Source organism: Bradyrhizobium ottawaense (genome assembly GCF_900099825.1).
GTDB classification, from domain to species: domain Bacteria; phylum Pseudomonadota; class Alphaproteobacteria; order Rhizobiales; family Xanthobacteraceae; genus Bradyrhizobium; species Bradyrhizobium ottawaense_A.
Genome location: NZ_LT629693.1, coordinates 3,211,397 through 3,233,194 on the forward strand (window position 1 = coordinate 3,211,397; position 21,798 = coordinate 3,233,194).

Sequence of the window (21,798 nt, forward strand, 5' to 3'; positions counted from 1 at the left end):
ATGCGCGTGTTCAGGCCTTAAGACCATTATAGATCACTGCCAGGATTTCGCGCGCGATGATCGGACTAACACTATTACCGATCATTCGAAAACTGTGCCACGTGGTTGGATGAAAAAGGAAGCGATCGGGAAAGCCTTGCAGGCGGGCGGCTTCGCGTACGGTGATCACTCGATCTTTCGTTGGATGAAGCGGCCTAACCGCTTGATATGAGCCACGGTCAGAACCGGTCCCGGCCCTTATTGTTGGGCACTGGCCTGTCCAAGATAGGCGAACGTGCTTCCCGACTTCGTCCTTGCCCCCTTGGGGGACTGTAGCAAAGCGACCGACAATTTCCTTTTTGTGCGGTGTCTTCCGGTGCCCGGTCACCAGTTTTGTTTTGCCCCTGAGGCTTTGTGCGTAAGTGGAGCGGCTGCTATCTTTCTCCGAAGACCATAGATCAAATCCGCTCGAATCAAGGCCGCGTGGCTTTAGCTTCCCAAGGTCAGCTATGGCATCTCTAACAGTCACGGGACTCTTCCCGCCCTCGAACATTGAGGGATCAAATGCACGCATTTCGTTCGTGTCGTAACCAAAGACAAATATTCTGGGTCGACTCGTTGCCGCTCCAAAACTCGCGCTGTTGAGCAGCATTGGGCCAATCACACGGTATCGTTTGGGCAAAAGCTGCAGTCCATCATCGAGAACTTTGCGGTTGCGCTCGTAGGCCAGCCCCCGAACATTCTCCATGAGAAAAAATTTTGGGCTCACCTCTCGAACGATTCGAAAGAAATCGAGGAGCAAGCCTCGCCGCGGATCATCTTCATCCTGTCTCCCAATGGAGCTGAAGCCTTGGCATGGCGGTCCGCCGATTACGCCATCTACCTTCGAGCCAATAGCCTGTTTAATCGCGCGCGCGCTTTCTCGGCCAATATCCGCGATTCTCAGGTTCGACGACGGAAAATTATGGGCGAACGAAGACGTGAGGTGCAGGTCTTGGTCGATCGAAAGCGCCGAACGAAATCCGGCCTGCTCGGCGCCGAGAGATAGCCCCCCGCACCCGCAAAATAGATCGAGAACCTGCGGGCGATCTGGGCGGTGAGGCATGTCTATCGCAACTTTTCAACCGAGGAATCGGCGTATCGCTTAGCATACTAGAAGAGCTTTTGTCGATCGTTAACGGTCTATAGCCTAAATCACTAGTTGAATTCCCTGAGTTTCTCGCCATTCTGAGGGCATTAGGGCTAGGGAGGAATACGGAGTGGCCAAGACACCCCAACTGGGCGAGGCAAAAAACCCGCTCAGAATGAAAATCAATAAACGCTTCTTCGTCGATATGCTCACACGCGACATAGAGCTCGAAGACGCCGTGCTCGACTTGCTCGACAACTGTTTGGATGGCATCGTGCGATCCACGCCCAAATCACTCTCAGGCAAGAAGCCATACAGAAGCTATTGGAGCAAGATTACGCTCAACGAAGATACTTTCGAAATTGTCGATAACTGCGGCGGCATTCCCAAAAACTTGATTGAAAGGGCGTTTGGGATCGGTCGAGATATCGATCCAAACGAGCACTACAAGACTATCGGCATTTACGGCATCGGAATGAAGAGAGCCATTTTTAAGATGGCCCTCGAAGCGTCAGTTCAGTCGCATTGCGACTTCGGTTTCGAAGTTCAAATAAGCGAGCAATGGCTCAAGGACGAAGATGAGTGGAGATTGGACTATCACCGCCGGAAGGTGCCCTTTCAAAAGGGCACTCGCATTGCGGTCACAAAGTTGAGAAGGGACATCGCCAAAATATTCAAGACCGCCTCATTCGAAGCTCGCTTGCATGAATTCATTGCGCGCCATTATGCGATAATCATAAACAAGGGCTTTCGCGTCGAACTGAATGGGAAGGTCATCCTTGCCGCCCCTGTTTCGATCCTATCTACCAAATTCGACGATATCTCCGACGATAGTCCATCGCTTGCACCATACATGGCGAAGTACGAGGCGGATGGGGTGAAGGCAAGCCTTTGGGTAGGCATGTATCGCAGTCCGTCCGAATCCGAAGGTGACGAGGAAAGCGAGACGGAGCAACGTCAGAGCAGCGACAATTCGGGTTGGACGATCATATGCAACGACAGAGCAATAGTTTCGAACGACACGACAATTTTGACGGGATGGGGTGAAGCGGGAGTTCCTCGCTTCCACCCGCAGTTCATTGGAATCCGCGGCATATTAGCGATGGAATCGGACTATCCATTGAAGCTACCGCTTACGACAACAAAACGTGGCTTAGATGCTTCGTCTGAATTGTATTTAAACCTAAAGCAATTCATGCGAGAGGGGACAAAATTCTATACAAGTTTCACAAACCATTGGAAAGCTGACCGCGTAAAAGCAAAGAAGCTATTTGCGGAGGCTGAGTTACTCGAGATGCCGGAGCTTCGAGCTCTCATGTCTAAGAGCGAGCTCTCCGCAGTAAAAAGGCTGGATGGTGCTTTTAAATATGAGCCCCACCTACCCACACCCGCACCTTCGGAAATGAAAAGAATTTCGTTCACTCGGCACAAGGATGATATTTCGAAAGTGGCGTCGAAGATGCTTGGCGACCCAAAGGCTAAGCCCACCGATGTGGGGGCCGCCTGCTTTGACGAAATGCTGAAGAAGGTGTCGCGCTGATGACGGCCGCCGGCGCGCCGGGCGCATTCGGGGTGAATTACGCGATACGGCCTCACAAATTTGTCGACAGACGCGTGTTCGTAGAGGTCATATCAAGATATTCGAACTTCACGTCAATCGATAAGCACATTTACGTTGGCTTGGGCAGCTTCGCCATGGAAGATCACAAGCTGATGAATCTCTCGTTTGGCATCAGCCCCCTGCTTTCACTGGAAATCGACAGCGATGTATTGAAGCGCCAACAATTCAACACGCCTCTATCGTGCATTAAGCCGACCCGATATTCCACGAACGATTTCGTTGTGCGAAGAGCCTCAATTCTTGCCGAGATCGGGGCGTCGTCTGAGACGAATTCGATTGTCTGGTTCGATATGACGGATGCCACATCGTTGCGCGCAAACTTAGATAATTTTGGACAGCTGCTATCCGCGAGCCAGCCGGGCGATCTTCTCCGAATGACTGTCGATGTGGATGACAAGGCGTTCGGACGAAATAATCCTGACGAGACTTACGAAGACTTGCAATATCGCCGATTCGCCACGCTGCAAGAACTCATCGGAGCTCAGCTAAAGCCAGGAGCGACACAGGACGACATAGGAGAAAAGCTCGGTATTGCAAAGTTAGTTAGCCACGCATTTTCGTTGGTGGCGGAAGAGGCCTTCGATCACGACGCTCGCTACAAGTTTGAACCGATCTCGATAACGACTTACGCTGACGGCCACCGAATGTTGAGCGTCACGGGAGTAATCGTTGAACGAGATCGCAGCAAGGAGTGTAGAGAGCGGATGGCTCTCGCAGACGTTCCGGGAGGAGTGAATGACTGGCAGGAGTTGATCGAAATCCAGATACCTCAACTGACTGTCTGGGAAAAGCTAATGATTGATCGCGACGTACACTCCAGCGACCCAAGCGGCTTGTTACGGCTGATCGATTTTAAACTTCACGAAACAATACCGACTATCGATCTGTTGGGCGGCTATCAAAAATTTCAGCGCTTCTATCCAACGTTTCGGCATGTCTTGCTATAGAATTAGACCTTAGCCGTCACAAACGGACATCGTCGGTTTGGCGTGGCATGTCCGAAAAGTGGCTGAGCTCGAACATCGGCGCCGCCATCGCGATAGACTTTTCGGAATTTCTCAGGTGACCGTCATCTAAAACAGCCGACAGCGAGCTCTTGCTGGCCTTCTCTCTGTCCAGACGCTCACCTCAGAGTTTAGGTGGACCGGAACAAGCTGGACAATCCGGACCTGCAGCGTTTATGCGGATCAAAGCATCATAATTCGTGTGTCCAACAGACCATAAAGTATCACTCACGTCTAAAGTAAGGTCTGCTTGATCACACTCCGCGAGAAAAAACTCCAATGCGTTCGTCCCGTCTGGCCTCGTTGCGGATTCAAGGGCCTTAAAGAAGTTATACACCCCCCGAACTGTCAGGGGTCTGCTTCCAACATTCTTCTGTTGCTCGGCCATCGTTAGTCTCCCGTTTGAATAGCCTCAAATACGTAGTACGCTCACGTCCTCAAGGGACATTTAGCCGACCTACGCCCGTCCCCAATCGTGTGAGGGCGTTCTGGGTATTGATCTCTCGCTGGCGATCCAAGCCCTCCGACGCGGCCGCACGCACTCCCGCTTTTCCGGGAGCTAATATCCGGCCATATTCGTCAAACTGCGGTATGCCATTTTTCGTGGGCGGCAGGCTGACCAGGATGATGATTGTATGCAAATCTTGTCGGAAGTTATCGACATTGAGCCCGGCACTGGAGGGCACAAATCTGCCAACAACCGAATTCGTTGTTGTCGAGGGGTCAAAGTTGCCGGTCGACTTAGTCGTGAACGTAAGAGTGTCTGTCATCTGCGCTGTCGTGTAATCTGTTTTATCCCCAGCTAGATTTTCCCACTGGTTAGCGACCAAGAATGAATCGACCAGCGTGTTGATCCTCAGCAATCCGGCTGTTGGAAATAGATAGTTCGGCGCCTGCGGCTGATTTTGGCAGGCTTCTTCCTTCATCAGCCGCGCGAGGCTGTCGAACGTATCGAACACTCGGAAATGCCGGCTTGCCTCGCGGGTACGATCATTCTTGGCCAGCAGCCCAATAGTGTCGGTCCCAGCATTGAGAGCCTTCAACAAAGTGATATTCAGCCCCAACGTGTTCATCTCGGTTGAGTCAATAGTGAAATCGTAGCTGATGTTGGTGTCCTTGTAGAACTCGAAGGGCTTCCTCAGCTCGGGCGCGAACAGTGGCCATTTTAGAGCCCGATAGTTCGCAGAATTGCTGTCAAGCCAAGCCAACATCTCGTCGCGCGCCATGCGCTGATAAACAATGTAGCTTGCCGGCACCGCCGCAATATTCCGACGAATTACTGCCCGTATTGCGTCACGCGTCTGACACCGGATCGTCGCGGCGATCCTGTCGCTTGTGTACGGCTGGTCGGTGTTCGAAGGCAGATAGTCTTCAGGCAATGGATAAATTGAGCATCCGCCAAGAATAAGCACAATAAGAAGCCAGGCGAAACGTTGCATGGTGCCCCCATATCGCAACGACGATCGCAAAATTTTTTGTTTTCAACCCTAAGACGTCGAGCAACTTCCTGTCAACTATTGAACGGCTATTCGGCCCGGGCGGGCCACTATCGCCGCCGTCCTATGGCAGGCCCCCATTCATGATGGCTCGTTCGTTACCCTTGGCGCGCTCCAGCTCCCTCGCCCTCACCGTCTCAAACGATGCGGGTCGGAGCGGCGGCTTTTGCTCTTTTTCGGCTCGTTTCGACCCGGGTCGGCGCATCCGGCACGAGCGGCGCATCGTCATAGCCGCCGAGCGTAAGCCCGAGCAATTCGGAAATCCGGCGGCTGATCTTCTCTTGAGCTGCGCGGAGAGCCTGCGAGTTAGCGATCATCAACTCGTTAGTGTACTTCGCGGAGACGCCTTGCAGACTATGCCCCATCAGGAACGAAATCAGCATTTCGGATATTTCGAGAGAGACTGCGATGCTGCGGAACGTATGCCGAAGTGCGTTACCTGAGACGGGAAGACCTGATCGATGCCCAGCTTGACGGACGCCCGGGAAAATCAGATCGGCAGCTGCGACCTCATGATGAGACTTCTTGCGTTCGATCACGCGGACCTCGCCGCGCTTCATTCCGCGAAGACCCCTCATTGTGATGGTTTGCGGGGGCGCGTTGATGGCCATCGCCAGCGCGAAAGCAATCTCGCCAGTGATCGGCAGCGAGATATCGTTTCCGGCTTTCGCGTTCCGAATAATCATGCGCCGTGCGTCGAGATCGATATCGCTCTCGCGGATCATGGCAAGCTCAGTTGGCCGACAGCCGGTCAAAAGCGCGGCGAGATGATAGCCCTTATGTACCGGGTTTTCGATCTTGTCCCATGCCTTGCGCCACGCCGAGAAGTCGGGGAAGTCGAGCACGGCTTTCGAAACCTTGACCTTGCCCAGACGGATGCCCGAGGTTGGCGAGGCGGCCGGATTAAGCGTGCGATCAAGCCGCGCCTCTTCGCGGTAGCAGGCCCGAATGAGCCGTGCGCAATGGTCGGCGGTTGTGGGGATGGTCTTCGAAAGTTTCGCGTGCCATGTCTTCACGGCTCGCGGGTTCTGCGACATCTCGGAGAGCGTCCAACCGTCCCATTGAGGCATGATGTGCGCCTCAGAGAGCTTGCTGGCATTGAGCCACCATCGCGGTGGCTTCCCTTTGGCTTCGGCCTGCGCCTTGAGATGGGCGAGGTAGCTTTCAAAGGCTCTGCGGAAGGGCATTGCTTGGCGTTTGCCGGGGGCTGCTGTACCGGCGGCAACCGCACCCGAATATATGAGGGCTTCCTTGCGTGCCTCATCAGTGGTCACCGCAGGCCAGTTGCCGAGCGTCTTGAAGACCGATGACCGATTGCCCTTCGTCCGGCTCTGTTGGCGGAACCGCCAGACCGTAGATTTAGCGCCGAGGAAAACGGTCAGGCCGAAGACCTTGCTGTCGGGGTAGTAACCGCGAAACTTCTCATCATCGTCCGCGAGATCGCGCAACCATTCAATGTGATCGTCGTCGAGCAAACGGGGCTTGCGCTTCGCGTTCGGCTCCGTTTGAACTGGGGCCTTGCCGTTATGCGTGCTCTGAAAATCGTTGTGCCATCGTGATGTCATTGTGATGCCATTTGACCAGTTCGGATGCTGGGTTTTCAGCCGCCGAGACATCACAGATAACAAGAAAAGCCTGCGAAACATGGGCTTTAGTCAATGGTTTCGGGCGTATCTTGTAACGTGGTAAAAATCGGCTGATTAGATTGGGAAGCTGCCGTTCTACCATTGAACTACGCCCGCAAATGCTCGCCCCATGATTAGCCGACCCCGCGCGATCCGCCAAGCGGTTCCGGCCGCTCCGCCCCCGCCCTTAACCGATTGCAAAGATTCCGGATGCGCCGGTTCCGGACGGTGTTATGATGCCCGAGGGGTTGGTGGCGTATGGCGGGGCTTGGGTACACCATATTCGACACGGGGATTGGCCGGTGCGGCATCGCATGGGGCCCACTGGGCGTCATTGGCGTGCAGCTCCCCGAAGCCCGCGAGATCGATACCAGGCGGCGGCTGTACCAGCTTTATCCCGACGCGCGCGAACTTCGCCCGCCGCTGAACGCCGAGATCGCGATCGAAGGCATCGCAGCACTGGTGCGCGGTGGTAACAGCGATCTTTCCGACGTCGCCCTCGACATGACCGGCATCCCGGCCTTCAACCAGCGCGTCTATGCGTTCGCCCGCCAGATCCCGCGCGGGGAAACCCGCACCTATGCCGAGATCGCTTCCGGCCTGCGCGCCTCGGGCGCGGTCTATTCGGTGGCGCAGGCGATTGCCCGCAACCCCTTCATGATCATCGTGCCCTGCCACCGCGTGCTTGAGGCGGGCCACTATGCCGACAAGATCTCGCCGAACGGCGGCGCCATCTCCAAGCGGCGGCTGCTCTCGATCGAGGGCGCGCACCCGACCTCCAGCAAGACCCTGTTCGACGTGCTGCTGCCCGTTGCGCCGCCCCGGGCGCCTACTTAAGTAGGCGGGATGACCGCGACCACGCTGCTCGAGCGCCCATCCATCTCGGTATCCGACTTCCGCTGCGACGCCGGCCCGGGCGACCGGCCGTTCGCCGAACAGCATCGCTGTCACTCGATCTCCTATGTGCGCAAGGGCAGTTTCGGCCTGCGCTGCCGCGGCCGGTCCCATGAGCTGGTGGCGGGATCGGTGTTGATCGGCCATCCCGGCGACGAATATACCTGCACCCATGAGCACGTCTGCGGCGACGAGTGCCTGTCGTTTTTCCTGAGCCCCGAGCTGGTCGAGACGCTCGGCGACAGCAAGGCGATCTGGCAGGCGGGCTGCGCGCCGCCGCTGCCGGAACTGGTGGTGCTCGGCGAACTGGCGCAATCGGCGGCAGATGGCAACAGCGACATCGGGCTCGACGAGATCGGCCAGGTGCTCGCGAACCGCTTTATCGAAGTCGTCTCCGGCAAACCGCGCAAGGCGGCCTCGCCAGCCGCCCGCGACCGCCGCCGCGCGGTGGAAACCGCGTTGTGGATCGATGCCCATTCGCACCAGGCCATCGGCCTGGAAGACGCCGCCGATCAGGCCGGCATCAGCCCGTTCCATTTCCTGCGGCTGTTCGCGGACACGCTCGGCGTCACCCCGCACCAGTATCTGGTGCGCTCGCGGCTGCGCCACGCGGCGCGGCGGCTGGCCGACGACGACAGCGCGATCACCGATATCGCCTATGATGTCGGTTTCGGCGACCTCTCCAATTTCGTGCGCACCTTCCACCGCGCCGCCGGCGCCTCGCCGTTGCGATTCCGCCAGGCCTCGCGGGGGATGCGCAAGATTCTCCAAGAACGCCTTGCCCTCAACTGACTAGGGTTGCTCCAGGCCGCGCGGCAATCTCGCGCGCGTGTCACTGGAGAACACCATGTACGACCACATCGGATTGCGCGTCGGCAACCTCGACGCCAGCGTTCGCTTCTATACTGCGGCGCTCGCTCCCCTGGGCTATGTACTCTGCTCGCGCGATGATTCCGGCGCGGGCTTTGGCCCGAAGGGCGAGCCCGCGCTCTGGCTGCACCTGCACAAGGGAAATTCAAGCACCGGCGCACACGTCGCGTTCCGCGCGCCGGATCATGCGGCGATCGGAAAATTTCACGCCGAGGGCCTGAAGGCCGGCGGCCGCGACAATGGCGGCGCCGGACCGCGCGCCGATTACAGCCCGACCTATTTTGCCGCGTTCCTGATCGACCCCGACGGCAACAATGTCGAGGCGGTGTGCGCGTAGTGCGCGACCGCGTCATGCGAGCACCCGTAGGGTTGGCAAAGCGAAGCGTGCCCACCATCAATGACTCGATCTGATCGACGGTGGGCACGGCGCAATAGCGCCTTTGCCCACCCTACTCATCAACTCCCGACAACAGGATTCAAACCATGGCTTCCATCTACAAGGACATCATCATCGACGCCCATCCTGACGACGTCTGGGACGCCGTGCGCGATTTCGGCGCGGTGCATACACGGCTGGCACCGGGATTCGTGCTCGACACCAAACTCGACGGCGACGCCCGTATCGTGACGTTTGCGAACGGCTCGGTCGCGCGCGAAACCCTGGTCGATTGCGACGACAAGCGGCGCCGGCTGGTCTACGCCATCGCCAGCGAACGCCTGAAGCAGCACAGCGCGTCGGCGCAGGTGTTTGCCGAGAGCGATGGACGCACACGCTTCGTGTGGATTACCGATGTGCTGCCGAACGAGATCGCGCCCTATATCGACGCGCAGATGGATCAAGGCGCGCTCGCGATGCAGAAAGCGCTCGCGCGATCAGCAAAAGTGGCATCCGGTTTTGCGTCCGATCGCGCGTAGAAACATCAACCTGACGCAGCGTCGCGTGATCTTTCTCACAGATCGGCCAATCGCCCTCTCCTAGCCTCACCCCCGTGCGTTCGAATGGCACCGCGTCCGCGGGCATCGCCAGCGCACGGGGAGCCGAACCATGACTGGAGCTGACAAGGTGGTGTGCCAGGCGGCCACGCTGCTGCTGCTGTTTGCGCTCACGTCGATGCCGGCCAAGGCGCAGTTCTTTGGCGGTGGAGGCGGCGGCGAAGACATGATGACGCAGATGGCGCCGATGCTGGAAATGATGAAGGCGAAGATGGGCAAGCGCCGCTTCGCCATGATGATGCAGACCATGGGGCCGATGATGGGCCGCATGATGGAAGGCGGCGGCGGAGGTTTTGGCATGATAGGCGGCGGCGGAATCCCCGGCGGTCTCGGCGGGATGGTCCCCGGCGGCTATGGCGGCGGGTATATGCCCGAAGGTTACGGCGCCGACATCGGCGGCGGCGACATCATGGGGATGCTCGGCGGCGGTGGCGGCGGCGAACTGATGGGCATGGTCCCGCAACTGATGCGCATGGCCAATCTCGGCGGCGGCAGGTATGGCCGAAGGCATCGGCGGAGGTAGATATGAACTCCGTCATTCCGGGATGGTCCGAAGGACCAGACCCGGAATCTCGAGATTCCGGGTTCGATGCTTCGCATCGCCCCGGAATGACAGTCGTGGTCGCGGGTTTAACTCACGACAACGCCGGCCGTGCGGCCGGCACCTCGGCCTGCTTCGGTCCCCACCGCGTCAGGATCACGCTGGCGCAGGACAGCACGCCGAGCACCACCATCGATGCCGAAGCCAGCACGAAAAAATCCTGCGCGGTGGCGTTGTGGGTCGACAGCCACCAGCCACCGGTGCCGATGAACAGCAGCCGCGCGGTCTGCGCCATGACAGGGCCGATCACCTTGGCAGCACCCTGCGACGAAAAATACATCGACGACGCGAGACCGATGAAGGCGTACATCGGCGCCGCCGTCGACAGATATTGATGGCTCGCCGCGCGCACGCTGGCATCGCTGGTAAAGAGGTTGACCCAGACGTCGGGGAAAATCGCGATGAAGGTCGCGATGGTGCCGACCGCAAGGAAAGAGACAAATCCCGCGGTCCAGGCGACGCGGCGGGCGCGCGCGATACGTCCCGCGCCGACCGACATGCCGATCATCGGCACCGAGGCGATGCCGACCGCAAACGACACCGACGTCAGCAGGAATTCGAGCCGCGCGCCGATGCCGTAGCCGGCAAGAATTTCGGTACCGAAACTCGCCAGCATGTGGGTGAAGATGCTGATGGTCAGCACCGATTGCAGCGGCGAGAAGCAGGAGATGGCGCCGACCTTGAGGATGTCGAAGAACATCGCCCCTTGAATCCGCAGGCCGAAGATTTTCGGCACCACGCGCGACCGTCCTGAAAACAGGTACCAGGACATCACGGAGATGCTGATGAGATAGGCGGTCAAAGAGCCGGCGGCGACGCCGCGCATGCCGAATTGCGGGATCGGGCCGAGACCAAGGCCAAGCGTGCCGCCGAGAATGATCTGGCAGACCGCGGAAGACAGCATCATCAACGACGGCAGTTTCATGTTGCCGGTGCCGCGCAGAACGCCAGCCATCGTGTTCATCAGCCAGGGCGCGACGGCGCCGCCGAAGAAGATCTGCGTATAGGCGATCGCCTGCGCCAGCACGTTGCCGCGGCCGCCGAGCAATTCCAGCAATTGGGGCCCGAAGATCAGCATGCCCAGCATGAAGGTTAAGCCGAAGCAGAGGCCGATCAGCAATGCGTGCGAGGCCAGCGTCGAGGCGCGCTCGACGTCGCCGGCGCCGAGCGCACGCGCGATGGCGGAAGCCACCCCGCCGCCCATCGCGCCGCCCGACATCGTCATGGTCAGGATCACGCAGGGAAACACCAGCGCCATTGCGGCGAGCGACTCGACGCCGAGCCGGCCGATATAAGAGGTCTCGGCAATGACCACGCAGGTGCTGGCGCTGAGCGCGATCACGTTGGGCCAGGCGAGCCACAGCAGCGTCGGCAGGATCGGGCGATCGAGCAGCGCATTCTTGGCCGGCGCTTCCGGCGGCGGAAGCGGACGTTCCTCCTCGTCTACGGGCAGTTCGGCGACGGCAATATCGGGCATTTCGTCTCCCGCCGCGCAGTCTGATTGCTGCGCCGCGGTGTTTTCCTACCACGATCGGACAGGATTCCCTGTGCATGGGGCGCAAGGGGGGCCTGCACGATTGCAGGCGAGCAGGTTTCCCTACCCGATCGACCAGACAAACGGCGCCTTGCCGCCGACCGGCGGCTTCAAATGCACCGGAATGTGGCGGCCACAGCCGGCCGCCAGGCCCTCGAACAGGCCTGTGAGAACGCTGGCACAGGCCGGGTGATAATCGCCGACATCGGCCATTAATTTCCAGCTCTGCTGCCGGACTTCGAAGGCGCCTTCCGAGGCGCTGATCTCGGCGACATCGTCCTGTGACTCGAACAGCACGCGCAGGAAGGCGACGAAATCTTTCGCCGAGCCTTGCGCCGCTCCCTGACCCATCGCAAAGCTCTTCGCGATCTCGTGGAAATACTGCATGCCGATCAGCTTGCCGGTGAGGTGCAGCAGATAGGCGGCATCTTCCGGCCCGAACACCTGCACCATCACCGGCGCCGCCGTCTTCACATATTCCATCGCGTAGTTGCGATAGGCCTTTTCCAGCCGCGGCTTCGGCCAGCTATCGACCGGCAGCGCCGGCGCGGTGGCGGGATCAAACTGGGGCGATTCGAGATGCCGCGCGAATACCAGCCGCGCGTCGAGCTCCAGCGGATGATCGTATTCGCAGTAATAGCCTTCGAGCCCGTCCTGGCCGTCGACGCTCTGCTTGGTGCAGACGAAGCCGAGATTGAGATTGCCCAGCGCCACGCCGTTGTTGGCGTGCCATCCGCGCAGCATCGCGCGCGAAACTTCGCCCGGCACGCCGCAGATCGCAGTCCCGCGCCAGATCCAGCGCGGCGGCGGATAGCGGATCCAGGCCTTGCGGTCGGTCTCGTGCATGTATTCGACATGCACGCCGCCGATCCAGTTCGACAGATAGTGATAGCGCGCAGCGGCGACCGCGGGCGGCAGATGATCGAGCCCGAGTTTGACCAGCCCGGGCAGGAAGCGCTCCTGCTGCTGGCGGCGGAATACCCTGAATACGAATTCGGCGGCATCCGCGGTGCCGCGCCTAGAGACCACAGTGAGAATGAGGCCGGTGAAAAACGCATGATAGAGATCGGCGACGCTGCGCCACTTCGCCCATTGCGCTTCGTGTTCGCTGTCCTGCCGTCCGACCATCGTCGCTCCCTTTTTTGTGAAAGCACATTGTCATCGCGCGCGAAGTGGCGCAATGCGCCGCGCGCGAGGCTGGATTGCCTTGACGCGGGCGCTTGCGAACCTAAGGTCCGAAGCCACGCCGAAGGGATCGATTGCATGACATTGCCGATGAGCTGGGACGAATGGACGCGGCACGACGGCACGGCACTGGCCGCACGCGTTCGTAAGGGCGAACTCACCGCCGCGGAATTAGCCAAGCAAGCCGCCGCAGGGATCGCCAAGGTCAATCCCGCGCTGTCAGCCGTCGTCGAAGTGTTCGAGGACGCGATCGCCGATCCCGGCAGCAACGGCGCCAATCCAGATGGGCCGTTTGCCGGGCTGCCTTTCCTGATGAAGGATCTCGGCCCGACCATGAAGGGCCGGCTGCAGGAGATGGGCTCGCTGATCATGCGCGGCAATCGCGCGACATCCGATACGTTCCTGACCGGGAAATTTCGTCACGCGGGACTCAATCTCATCGGGCGCACCACCACGCCGGAGTTCGGGGTCTGCAGTTCGGCCGAAAATCCCGCCGTTTATATCACGCGCAATCCCTGGAACACCGACTACACCACCTGTGGATCGTCGGCCGGCAGCGCCGCGACGGTCGCGGCCGGTGTGGTGCCGATCGCGCATGCGACCGACGGCGGCGGCTCCATCCGGATTCCGGCCGGCGTCAACGGCAATATCGGGTTGAAGGTCTCGCGCGGGGTGTTCTCGCTCGCACCGCTGATGTCTGACCTGACAGGGCTGGTCTCGATCCAGGGCTGCCAGTCGCGTTCGGTGCGCGACACCGCGGCCTTTGTCGATGCCTGCCGCGGTCCGGCGCCCGGCGAGTTCATGCCGTTCTGGACTACGCCGGAGCCTTACACCGAGATGATCACGCGCGATCCGGGCCGGCTCCGCATCGCGCTCTCGCACCAATGGGGCGAATATCGCGCCACACCGCAGATCGCGACCGAACTCGCGCGGGTCGGAAAATTCCTCGAAAGCCTCGGCCATCATGTTGATTATGCGCTGCCGGACCTGGACTTCCCCGCCGCCTTCGAGGCGCAGACGGCCTGTTATGTCAGCAACTTCGCGCAGGTGATCGGCAATATGCTGGCCGCGCGCGGGCTCGACCGGCCACCGGCCGACCTGATCGAACCTGTTAACATCAGGATATGGGAAGCCGGACGGCACAACAGTTTCACCGAACGCGCGCGCATGCAGGCGGTGTTCAACACCACGTCGCGCGGCTTCGGCGATTTCTTCGAGCAGTGGGACATCATCCTGACGCCGATCACGGCGCTGCCGACACCGAAGGTCGGCACGACAGAATATCTGACGATCAGCGACAACCCGTCGGTGGCGGACTGGTTCGGCAATCTCTGGCGCAATTTTGCGTTCACGCCGCTCGCCAATCTCTGCGGCATTCCCGCGATCTCGTTGCCGCTCGCAACGCACGAGCACGGGTTGCCACTCGGCATTCAGGCGCAGGCCAAGCAGGCCAATGACGGCCTGCTGCTTCAGCTGGCCGCCCAGATCGAGCGCGCGATCGGCGGCAAATGGAATTCAGGCGAGAGGCCTGGCGTGCACGTGACGAACGGCTAGCTCAAGCTGCCCGATATCCCCTCAGGAACAGCGCGACGCATTTCCGAACCCGCGCCTCGATCTGCGGGCGCGATGGCAACGGCAGGCCACCGAACATGGTGGCGCGCCGCGGCGCATCCGCGACCATGCCGAGCAACATCCCGGCAACTTCTTCGGCATCGTCGAGCTTCATCAGCCCGCGGCTCTGCTGCATGGTCAGCCAGTCGGCCAGAGCCGTCACGGTTCGCTGGATGCCGTTGCGGTAGAACGCCCCGGCGAGATCAGAAAACTTGCCGGACTCCTGCAGCACCATGCTCTGCAGCGCAACGACCTCCTTGTCGAGCGCGAGATCGGCGCAGGCCATCAGCGCCGCGTAAAGCGCTTCGTCGATCTCGGCATGATCGATCGCCTCCAGATTGATTTCGGACAGGAACCGGTCGATCCGATCCGACGTCATGCCTTCGAACAGCGCCGCCTTGTTCGGGATTAAACGATAGAGCGTCTTGGTCGAGACTCCGGCACGACGGGCCACGCTCTCGATACTGGTCGCGGCATAACCGTTGTCCGAAAATTCGTGCCGCGCGGCTTCGTAGATGAGCTGGCGCGTGTCGCAGTCAGGACGGACCTGCGGCCGGCCCCGGAGGCGACGCTCTGCGCACGGATCCCCGTCTGGGTCGGACGTTTGGGTGATCTTGATCTCAGCCATGTGATTAAATGATGCCTGTCATTCCATTGACAGTTCAAACGTAGGGTCTATTTTGGAAAATATCAAGTTTCCTAATTTAGGGATACGGCCATGACCCGCCATTCCACCGCCTTCGAAATCGAGAGCCCGGTTCCAGCCGACGCCACCGAGGCCTTGCTGCCCGGCACCGGCGCTCCAACGAATACGGCTGCGCCAGCCGCGCCGACCGCCAGGAAGTTCAATCTCCGCAAGGCCTTGCTGACCGGTGCGGCGTTGGCGGTACTGGCCGGCGGCGTCTGGTACGGCTGGGATTACTGGACGGTTGGCCAGTATCTGGTCTCGACCGACGACGCCTACGTCAAGGCCGACAACACGACCATCGCACCGAAGGTTTCCGGTTACCTGCATGAGGTACTCGTGGGCGACAATGAGCGGATTAGGGCCGGACAGGTTCTGGCACGGATCGATGACCGGGATTTCAAGGTCGCGCTCGATCAGGCCAAGGCCGACGTCGCTGCGGCGAGAGCCACGATCGCGAGCAAGCAGGCGCAGCTCGAAGTCCAGCAGGCGGTCATCTCCGCGGCCGAGGCCACCATCGATGTCGACCGGGCCACGCTGACTTTCGCAGTCCAGGAAAACAAGCGCTATTCCGATCTTGCGACCACTGGATACGGAAGCGTGCAGAATGCGCAGCAGGCGCAATCGCGCAACGGCGGCGCGCAAGCAGCCCTGGCGCGCGATGCGGCCAACCTGACGTCAGCGCAAAAGCAGGTCGACCTGTTGAAGGCCGAGATCGTGCAGGCCGAGGCATCGCTCGCCCGCGCCAAGGCGATCCAGAGCCAGGCTGAACTCAACCTCGGCTACACCACGATTACGGCACCGATCGATGGCGTGGTCGGCAACCGCACGCTGCGGGTCGGCCAGTACGTGCAGGCCGGCACGCAGCTGATGTCGGTGGTGCCGGCCAGCGGCGCCTATGTGGTCGCGAACTACAAGGAAACCCAGCTCACCGACGTCCATGAAGGACAGGCTGTCGACATCGCCGTCGACATGTTCCCCGGCCAGATCGTGCACGGCCACGTCGACAGCATCGCGCCGGCCAGCGGCCAGGAATTCGCGCTGCTGCCGCCGGATAACGCCACCGGCAACTTCACCAAGGTGGTGCAGCGCATTCCCGTGAAGATCGCGCTCGACCGCGGCAAGGCTTCCATTGTGGAACTGCGGCCGGGCATGTCTGTCATCCCGACCATCGAGACCCGCGCGCAGGCGCCGATCCGTCAGGCCGCGGCCGGATCCAAGGTATCGAATTCTGTTCAGGGAGCATCGTGCCATGTCAAATCTCAACCCGTCAGGTCAGATATCCGCGCTTCCGACCTCGCAAGCCGGATCTGACAGCGCAGCCGTCGATCCAAACCGCGCCAGCGTCACCGTCTGGATCGCCGTGATCGCGGCCATGATCGGCTCGTTCATGGCGATCCTGAACATCCAGATCACCAACGCCTCGCTGCTCAACATCGAAGGCGGTATCGGCACCGGCGTCGACAACGGCTCGTGGATATCGACCTCCTATCTGATCGGCGAGATCGTCGTCATTCCCCTGACCGATTTTCTCAGCCGCGTTTTCTCGTTCCGCCGCTACATGCTGGTCAGCGCGGCGCTGTTCGCGGCCTTTTCGGTAGCCTGCGCCTTCACCCACGATTTGCCGTCGATGATCGCGATGCGCGGCCTGCAGGGGTTTGCCGGCGGTGTGCTGATCCCGATGGCGTTCACGCTGGTGCTGACCAAGCTGCCGAAGTCGCAGCAGCCGGTGGGGCTGGCGATCTTCGCGCTGTCGGTCACCTTCGCGCCCGCGATCGGACCGACCATCGGCGGCTATCTCACCGAGAATTACGGCTGGCGGACCATCTTCTTCGTCAACGTGATCCCAACAGCGGTAATGGTCAGTGCGCTCTATCTGACACTGCCGCGGCAACCGATGCAGCTCAAGCTGCTCCGGGAAGGCGACTGGGCCGGCATTTTCACCATGGCGATCGGATTGTCGGCGCTGCAGACCGTGCTCGAGGAAGGCAACAAGGACGACTGGTTCGCCTCGCCCTTCATCCTGCGCCTCGCGATCCTTGCGGTGGTCAGCCTGTCGCTGTTCGTGTGGATCGAGCTCACGGTCGAGAAACCGTTGATCCGGCTGCGGCTCTTGAAGGGACGCAATTACGGTTTCGGCGTCGCGGCACTGACGCTGGTGGGCTTTGCGCTGTTCGGCTCGGTTTACATCCTGCCGGCCTATCTCGGCCAGGCCCAGGGCTACAACGCCGAACAGATCGGCAACGTACTGGCCTGGACCGGCCTGCCGCAACTGCTCCTGATTCCGCTGATCCCGAAAATGATGCAGCGCTTCGATGTGCGCTACATCGCTTTCACCGGCCTGATGATCTTTGCCTATAGCTGCTTCATGAACACAGCGATGTCGCCGGACTATGCCGGCGACCAGCTCTGGATTCCGAACATCGTGCGCGCGATCGGTCAGGCCATGGTGCTGACGCCGCTGACCTCGGTGACGACAAGCGAGATCGCGCCGCAGGACGCCGCCGCCGCATCGGGTATCAGCAACATGCTGCGCAATCTCGGCGGCGCGATCGGCACCGCCGTGCTCGCCACCGTGATCACCAAGCGCGAGCAGTTCCATTCCAACATCATCGGCCAGTCGGTCACGCTCGGCCGCGAGGAAGTGCGCAACCGGATCGCCCAGACCACCGACTACTTCATGGCGCATGGCGTACCCGATCCGGCCGCCGCGCATCAGCAGGCGATCATTGCGCTCGGCAAGACCGTGAGGCATCAGGCGCTGGTGATGGGGTTCAGCGACACCTTTGCAGTGATCGGCGTGGTGCTTGTGATCGCAGCGCTGGCGGTTGCGCTGACGCGCAAGGCGAAGGCGGCGACGGCCGCCGCGCATTGAAGGCGACGTCCGGACTTTAGACCTTGAAATGCTTGGAGAGCTTCAGGCCCTGCGCCTGATAGTTCGAGCCGATCTTCTGGCCGTACATCGCGTCGGGCCGCGCCAGCATTTTCTCGTAGACGAGGCGGCCGACGATCTGGCCGTGCTCGAGGATGAACGGCACCTCGCGCGAGCGCACTTCGAGCACCGCGCGCGAGCCCTTCCCGCCGGCGCCGGCATAGCCGAAGCCGGGATCGAAGAATCCGGCATAATGCACACGGAATTCGCCGACCAGGGGATCGAACGGCACCATCTCCGCGGCGTAGTCCGGCGGCACCTGCACGGCCTCTTTCGACGCCAGAATGTAGAACTCACCGGGATCGAGGATCAGGCTGCCGTCGGGCCGCGCTTCTATCGGCTCCCAGAATTCGCCGACCGCGTAGCCGCCGCGGCGATCGATATCGACCACGCCGGTGTGGCGCTTGGCGCGGTAGCCGACGAAGCCGCTGGTGTTCTCGCCGGACAGATCGACAGACAGCGCGACGCCATTGGCGAGGTCGGCGTCATCGATATCGACCAGCCGTTCGGCCTCGTGCAGCGCGTCGAGTTCGTCGGCATTGAGGATGGCGTCGCCGGTGCGGAAGCGGACCTGAGAGAGCCGCGAACCCTCGCGCAGCAGCACCGGAAACGTCTTCGGGCTGATCTCGGCATAGAGCGGGCCGTGATAGCCGGCGCCGATCATGTCGAAGCGGCGGGTGCCGTCGGCGATCACGCGGGTGAACACGTCCAGCCGCCCGGTCGAACTCTTGGGGTTGGCGGCGGCGACGATCTCGGGCGGCAGCGCCAGGCTTTCCAGCAACGGGACGATGTAGACGCAATTCGTCTCCAGCACCGCGCCGTCGGAGAGATCTATTTCATGCAGCTTCAATTCGTCGATGCGCTCGGCCACGGTGGCGCCCGGCCCGGGCAGGAAGCTCGCGCGCACCCGGTAGGCAATATTGCCGAGGCGCAGGTCGAGGCTTGCCGGCTGGATCTGGCTTTCGACAAAGGGATATTCGGGCAGGATGAGACCCGCATCCGCCATCGCCGCGATCATGCGGTCGGGCAGAATTCCGTTGGCGTCGGGCGGCAGCGAAAACGACACGGCGTGGTCCTCTGAGGCGGCCCATCGGAATGGTCCGAATGCCATCCGGACCGCACAAATAAGGGCTTTTAGGGGTTATCCGATGGCCGCCTTGACGAAAAGGGCGCGAGGGAATATCAGCATGACTTATCCCGTGGTGATTTGAGCCGGCCGGCTTGCAGCCACGTTAAATAAGTCGCTAAACAGGCCGGGGACATGTGTGATCCCGGCCTGTGGAAATTTTTCCAGGCCGGTTTTTTGTGACCATTTTCAAGGGATGGTCACGACGGAGGTCACATGTCTGAGGCTAATTCTACCGCCCGCTATCGTCCCGAAACCCGGCTGGTCCACGCCGGCGCCCTGCGCTCGCAATATGGCGAGACCTCCGAGGCGCTGTTCCTGACCCAGGGCTTCATCTACGACAGCGCCGAGCAATGCGAGGCGCGCTTCAAGGGCGAAGATCCCGGCTTTCTCTATTCGCGGTTTTCCAATCCCAACATCTCGATGTTCGAGCGCCGCATGATCGAGCTCGAAGGCGCGGAGGCCGCGCGCGCGACCGCCACGGGAATGGCCGCGGTGACCACCGCGATCCTGGCGCCGCTGAAGGCCGGCGACCACGTGGTGGCGGCGAAGGCGATGTTCGGCTCCTGCCGCTACGTGGTGGAAGACCTGCTGCCCCGCTACGGCATCCAGTCGACGCTGGTCGACGGCCTCGACCTCGACCAGTGGAAGAACGCGATGCGGCCGAACACCAGGACCTGCTTCCTGGAGAGCCCGACCAATCCGACGCTCGACGTGATGGACATTTCCGCGATCGCCGAGATCGCGCATCAGGGCGGCGCGCGGCTGATCGTCGACAACGTGTTCGCGACGCCGATCTGGCAGAGCCCGCTGTCGCTCGGCGCCGACGTCGTGGTCTATTCCGCCACCAAGCACATCGACGGCCAGGGCCGCTGCCTCGGCGGCATCATCCTGTCCTCGGAAGCGTTCATCGCCGAGCACATTCACAACTTCATGCGCCAGACCGGCCCGTCGATGTCGCCGTTCAATGCCTGGGTGCTGCTGAAGGGGCTGGAGACGCTGGCCGTGCGCGTGCGCGCGCAGACCGAGACCGCGGCGAAGATCGCCGACGCACTCGCCAGCCATCCGAAGATTTCGCGGCTGATCTATCCCGGCCGCGCCGATCATCCGCAGGCTGCATTGGTGAAGAAGCAGATGCGCGCGGGTTCGACCCTGATCGGCTTCGAGGTCAAGGGCGGCAAGGCCGGCGCGTTCCGCTGCCTCAACGGGCTGAAGATCTCCCGGATCTCGAACAATCTCGGCGACGCCAAGAGCCTCGTCACCCATCCCGCCACCACGACGCACCAGCGGCTGGCGCCGGAAGCGCGCGCCGAACTCGGCATCAGCGAAGGTTTTATTCGCTTCTCCGCCGGGCTCGAACATGCCGACGATCTGATCGAGGATTTTGCGGCGGCGCTGGAGAAGGTGTGAGGTTTAGCTTCACCCTCCCCTGGAGGGGGAGGGTAAGTTCACATCGGCCGATAGGTCCGCACGTCGGACGGCACGTTGACGCCGAGCTTGATCTGGCCGACCGACTTGATGATGTCGTCGCCGAGCAGTTGCGCGAAGCAGGCGTAGCCCCAGTCGTTCATGTGCAGGCCGTCGGAGATGACGAAACTGTCGATCGGGATCGCCTGCTTCTCGTGCCAGTCGCGCATCACCTCGAAGCGCGGAAACACGCCGACGTGACGGAGCTCGGCGACCCTGCCGAGTAACTTCACCATCTTGCCCGCGCTTTCACCCTTGGCGGTGACCGCCGGAGAATATTGCGGATCGACCAGCACCAGATCGGCGCCGGCTTCCTGAATCCGCTTGACGCCCTCCTCGACCATGGTGGCGGTGTCGCCGGGATCGAGGTTGCGCAGCACCGCGTTGGTGCCGACCTGCCAGATCACCATGTCCGGATGCATGTCGATCACTTCGGCCTGCAACCGCTTCATCATTTCGGGCGCGTCCTCGCCGCCCTTGCCGCGATTGACGACGGTGATGTCGGCGCTCGGATACTGCCGGCGCAATTGCGCGGCGAGCCGGTTGGGATATTTGAATTCGGGCGACGACGCGCCGTAGCCGTCGGTCGAGGACGACCCGAACGCGACGATCACGACCGGCTGGCCCGCGGCGAGCTTGCTCGCGACATGCGGCAGCGAGCCCATCGATTTGGCGCCGCCCTTCGGCGACAGGCAAGGCACGCGGCTGAAGATATCGCTCGCCGATTTCGCGACCTCCTTCACCTTGTCGATCGCCCGGCCGGTGAGGCCCTTTGGCTGTGCCGGAGCGGCCTGATCGACGGCCGCAACATTGCCGGCGCCCGCCGCGCCTGTGGTCGGTGAACTGCCTGTCGTCGGTGAACCGCCAGTGGTCGGCGCGGCCTGCGGCTTGGCGGCTTCAGCCTTGGCGTGGTCGCCGAGTGCGGCCTGCTGCGCCACCTGCGGCTGGGCAACTTCCGCGTGTAGCGGCAAAACGCAGGCAGCCGTCAACAGCGCAAACGCGGCAGTGGCGAATGTGGTCAAACGAAAAGGGTAGTGACAACTCAT

19 protein-coding genes and 1 riboswitch are annotated in these 21,798 nt (G+C 61.1%); of the genes, 11 read left to right on the forward strand and 8 right to left on the reverse strand.

Translation table 11 applies throughout. The annotated features are described in order from the left end of the window. Positions 1–10: 10 nt before the first annotated feature. Positions 11–1,084: a DNA cytosine methyltransferase gene (locus BLR13_RS15100; RefSeq protein ID WP_074822553.1), complete on the reverse strand. Its 1,074-nt coding sequence runs from the start codon at positions 1,082–1,084 to the stop codon at positions 11–13. A 154-nt stretch (positions 1,085–1,238) separates the two neighbouring features. Between BLR13_RS15100 and BLR13_RS15105 the strand changes: the two genes are divergently transcribed. Further along, positions 1,239–2,648 carry an ATP-binding protein gene (locus BLR13_RS15105; RefSeq protein ID WP_143039728.1) on the forward strand — a complete coding sequence of 470 codons (1,410 nt, stop codon included), beginning with the start codon at positions 1,239–1,241 and terminating at the stop codon, positions 2,646–2,648. Continuing rightward, a complete protein-coding gene (locus BLR13_RS15110; protein ID WP_074822550.1) occupies positions 2,648–3,676 on the forward strand; it encodes an O-methyltransferase in 1,029 nt (342 codons plus the stop codon). The genes BLR13_RS15105 and BLR13_RS15110 overlap by 1 nt, the downstream gene beginning before the upstream one ends. Positions 3,677–4,170: 494 nt before the next feature. On the opposite strand, the gene BLR13_RS15115 is transcribed toward BLR13_RS15110, so the two are convergent. Together BLR13_RS15115 and BLR13_RS15120 are read right to left on the reverse strand one after the other, a co-directional pair. Further along, positions 4,171–5,172: a hypothetical protein gene (locus BLR13_RS15115; RefSeq protein ID WP_074822548.1), complete on the reverse strand. Its 1,002-nt coding sequence runs from the start codon at positions 5,170–5,172 to the stop codon at positions 4,171–4,173. Positions 5,173–5,366: 194 nt separating this feature from the next. Beyond that, positions 5,367–6,875, reverse strand: coding sequence for an integrase family protein (locus tag BLR13_RS15120; protein WP_083387607.1), 1,509 nt, complete (start codon positions 6,873–6,875; stop codon positions 5,367–5,369). A 237-nt stretch (positions 6,876–7,112) separates the two neighbouring features. Between BLR13_RS15120 and BLR13_RS15125 the strand changes: the two genes are divergently transcribed. The 5 genes from BLR13_RS15125 to BLR13_RS40180 all read left to right on the forward strand — a co-directional run bounded on the left by BLR13_RS15125 (position 7,113) and on the right by BLR13_RS40180 (position 10,134). After that, positions 7,113–7,691 (forward strand): methylated-DNA--[protein]-cysteine S-methyltransferase, encoded by a 579-nt coding sequence (locus BLR13_RS15125; RefSeq protein WP_074822543.1) that lies wholly within the window; start codon positions 7,113–7,115, stop codon positions 7,689–7,691. A 9-nt stretch (positions 7,692–7,700) separates the two neighbouring features. Next, on the forward strand, positions 7,701–8,540 hold the full coding sequence (locus tag BLR13_RS15130) for a helix-turn-helix transcriptional regulator (RefSeq protein WP_074822540.1): 840 nt from the start codon (positions 7,701–7,703) through the stop codon (positions 8,538–8,540). Positions 8,541–8,595: 55 nt separating this feature from the next. Next, positions 8,596–8,955: a VOC family protein gene (locus tag BLR13_RS15135; protein WP_074822538.1), complete on the forward strand. Its 360-nt coding sequence runs from the start codon at positions 8,596–8,598 to the stop codon at positions 8,953–8,955. Positions 8,956–9,101: 146 nt separating this feature from the next. Continuing rightward, complete coding sequence (locus BLR13_RS15140; RefSeq protein ID WP_074822535.1) at positions 9,102–9,533, forward strand: SRPBCC family protein; 432 nt, start codon at positions 9,102–9,104, stop codon at positions 9,531–9,533. Positions 9,534–9,663: 130 nt separating this feature from the next. After that, on the forward strand, positions 9,664–10,134 hold the full coding sequence (locus tag BLR13_RS40180) for a hypothetical protein (RefSeq protein ID WP_074822533.1): 471 nt from the start codon (positions 9,664–9,666) through the stop codon (positions 10,132–10,134). Between the two features lie 112 nt (positions 10,135–10,246). Here the strand turns inward: BLR13_RS40180 and BLR13_RS15155 are convergent, their stop codons facing one another. Together BLR13_RS15155 and BLR13_RS15160 are read right to left on the reverse strand one after the other, a co-directional pair. Continuing rightward, positions 10,247–11,689: an MATE family efflux transporter gene (locus BLR13_RS15155; RefSeq protein ID WP_074822530.1), complete on the reverse strand. Its 1,443-nt coding sequence runs from the start codon at positions 11,687–11,689 to the stop codon at positions 10,247–10,249. A 120-nt stretch (positions 11,690–11,809) separates the two neighbouring features. Then, positions 11,810–12,874, reverse strand: coding sequence for a hypothetical protein (locus tag BLR13_RS15160; RefSeq protein WP_074822528.1), 1,065 nt, complete (start codon positions 12,872–12,874; stop codon positions 11,810–11,812). Positions 12,875–13,009: 135 nt separating this feature from the next. On the opposite strand from BLR13_RS15160, the gene BLR13_RS15165 reads away from it, so the two are divergent. Continuing rightward, the gene (locus tag BLR13_RS15165; RefSeq protein WP_074822524.1) at positions 13,010–14,485 is read left to right on the forward strand and encodes an amidase; all 1,476 of its coding nucleotides are present in this window, start codon (positions 13,010–13,012) and stop codon (positions 14,483–14,485) included. Position 14,486: 1 nt separating this feature from the next. On the opposite strand, the gene BLR13_RS15170 is transcribed toward BLR13_RS15165, so the two are convergent. Continuing rightward, positions 14,487–15,170 (reverse strand): TetR/AcrR family transcriptional regulator, encoded by a 684-nt coding sequence (locus tag BLR13_RS15170; RefSeq protein WP_074822521.1) that lies wholly within the window; start codon positions 15,168–15,170, stop codon positions 14,487–14,489. Between the two features lie 90 nt (positions 15,171–15,260). Here BLR13_RS15170 and BLR13_RS15175 point away from each other — a divergent pair, with 90 nt between their 5' ends. Both BLR13_RS15175 and BLR13_RS15180 read left to right on the forward strand, forming a co-directional pair. Further along, a complete protein-coding gene (locus tag BLR13_RS15175; RefSeq protein ID WP_074822519.1) occupies positions 15,261–16,541 on the forward strand; it encodes an HlyD family secretion protein in 1,281 nt (426 codons plus the stop codon). After that, a complete protein-coding gene (locus BLR13_RS15180) occupies positions 16,480–18,102 on the forward strand; it encodes a DHA2 family efflux MFS transporter permease subunit (protein ID WP_079586306.1) in 1,623 nt (540 codons plus the stop codon). Before BLR13_RS15175 ends, BLR13_RS15180 begins: the two co-directional genes overlap by 62 nt. A gap of 16 nt (positions 18,103–18,118) precedes the next feature. On the opposite strand, the gene BLR13_RS15185 is transcribed toward BLR13_RS15180, so the two are convergent. After that, positions 18,119–19,225, reverse strand: a complete 1,107-nt coding sequence (locus BLR13_RS15185) for a 2'-deoxycytidine 5'-triphosphate deaminase (protein WP_074831491.1) — start codon at positions 19,223–19,225, stop codon at positions 18,119–18,121. A 123-nt stretch (positions 19,226–19,348) separates the two neighbouring features. Further along, positions 19,349–19,428: riboswitch (SAM riboswitch) on the forward strand. A gap of 73 nt (positions 19,429–19,501) precedes the next feature. Here BLR13_RS15185 and BLR13_RS15190 point away from each other — a divergent pair. Next, positions 19,502–20,695: an O-succinylhomoserine sulfhydrylase gene (locus BLR13_RS15190; RefSeq protein ID WP_074822514.1), complete on the forward strand. Its 1,194-nt coding sequence runs from the start codon at positions 19,502–19,504 to the stop codon at positions 20,693–20,695. Positions 20,696–20,733: 38 nt separating this feature from the next. Here BLR13_RS15190 and BLR13_RS15195 read toward each other — a convergent pair whose 3' ends face one another. Continuing rightward, positions 20,734–21,798 (reverse strand): SGNH/GDSL hydrolase family protein, encoded by a 1,065-nt coding sequence (locus BLR13_RS15195; RefSeq protein ID WP_074822511.1) that lies wholly within the window; start codon positions 21,796–21,798, stop codon positions 20,734–20,736.

Excerpts from the sequence above, each read along its gene's own strand:
- BLR13_RS15110 (WP_074822550.1), top strand. The coding sequence starts at position 2,648 with ATGACGGCCGCCGGCGCGCCGGGCGCATTCGGGGTGAATTACGCGATA.
- BLR13_RS40180 (WP_074822533.1), top strand. The coding sequence starts at position 9,664 with ATGACTGGAGCTGACAAGGTGGTGTGCCAGGCGGCCACGCTGCTGCTG.
- BLR13_RS15125 (WP_074822543.1), top strand. The coding sequence starts at position 7,113 with ATGGCGGGGCTTGGGTACACCATATTCGACACGGGGATTGGCCGGTGC.
- BLR13_RS15130 (WP_074822540.1), top strand. The coding sequence starts at position 7,701 with ATGACCGCGACCACGCTGCTCGAGCGCCCATCCATCTCGGTATCCGAC.
- BLR13_RS15165 (WP_074822524.1), top strand. The coding sequence starts at position 13,010 with ATGACATTGCCGATGAGCTGGGACGAATGGACGCGGCACGACGGCACG.
- BLR13_RS15155 (WP_074822530.1), bottom strand. The coding sequence starts at position 11,689 with ATGCCCGATATTGCCGTCGCCGAACTGCCCGTAGACGAGGAGGAACGT.
- BLR13_RS15175 (WP_074822519.1), top strand. The coding sequence starts at position 15,261 with ATGACCCGCCATTCCACCGCCTTCGAAATCGAGAGCCCGGTTCCAGCC.
- BLR13_RS15180 (WP_079586306.1), top strand. The coding sequence starts at position 16,480 with ATGTCAAATCTCAACCCGTCAGGTCAGATATCCGCGCTTCCGACCTCG.
- BLR13_RS15115 (WP_074822548.1), bottom strand. The coding sequence starts at position 5,172 with ATGCAACGTTTCGCCTGGCTTCTTATTGTGCTTATTCTTGGCGGATGC.
- BLR13_RS15170 (WP_074822521.1), bottom strand. The coding sequence starts at position 15,170 with ATGGCTGAGATCAAGATCACCCAAACGTCCGACCCAGACGGGGATCCG.
- BLR13_RS15195 (WP_074822511.1), bottom strand. The coding sequence starts at position 21,798 with ATGAGTTGTCACTACCCTTTTCGTTTGACCACATTCGCCACTGCCGCG.
- BLR13_RS15140 (WP_074822535.1), top strand. The coding sequence starts at position 9,102 with ATGGCTTCCATCTACAAGGACATCATCATCGACGCCCATCCTGACGAC.
- BLR13_RS15160 (WP_074822528.1), bottom strand. The coding sequence starts at position 12,874 with ATGGTCGGACGGCAGGACAGCGAACACGAAGCGCAATGGGCGAAGTGG.
- BLR13_RS15190 (WP_074822514.1), top strand. The coding sequence starts at position 19,502 with ATGTCTGAGGCTAATTCTACCGCCCGCTATCGTCCCGAAACCCGGCTG.
- BLR13_RS15135 (WP_074822538.1), top strand. The coding sequence starts at position 8,596 with ATGTACGACCACATCGGATTGCGCGTCGGCAACCTCGACGCCAGCGTT.
- BLR13_RS15120 (WP_083387607.1), bottom strand. The coding sequence starts at position 6,875 with ATGTTTCGCAGGCTTTTCTTGTTATCTGTGATGTCTCGGCGGCTGAAA.
- BLR13_RS15100 (WP_074822553.1), bottom strand. The coding sequence starts at position 1,084 with ATGCCTCACCGCCCAGATCGCCCGCAGGTTCTCGATCTATTTTGCGGG.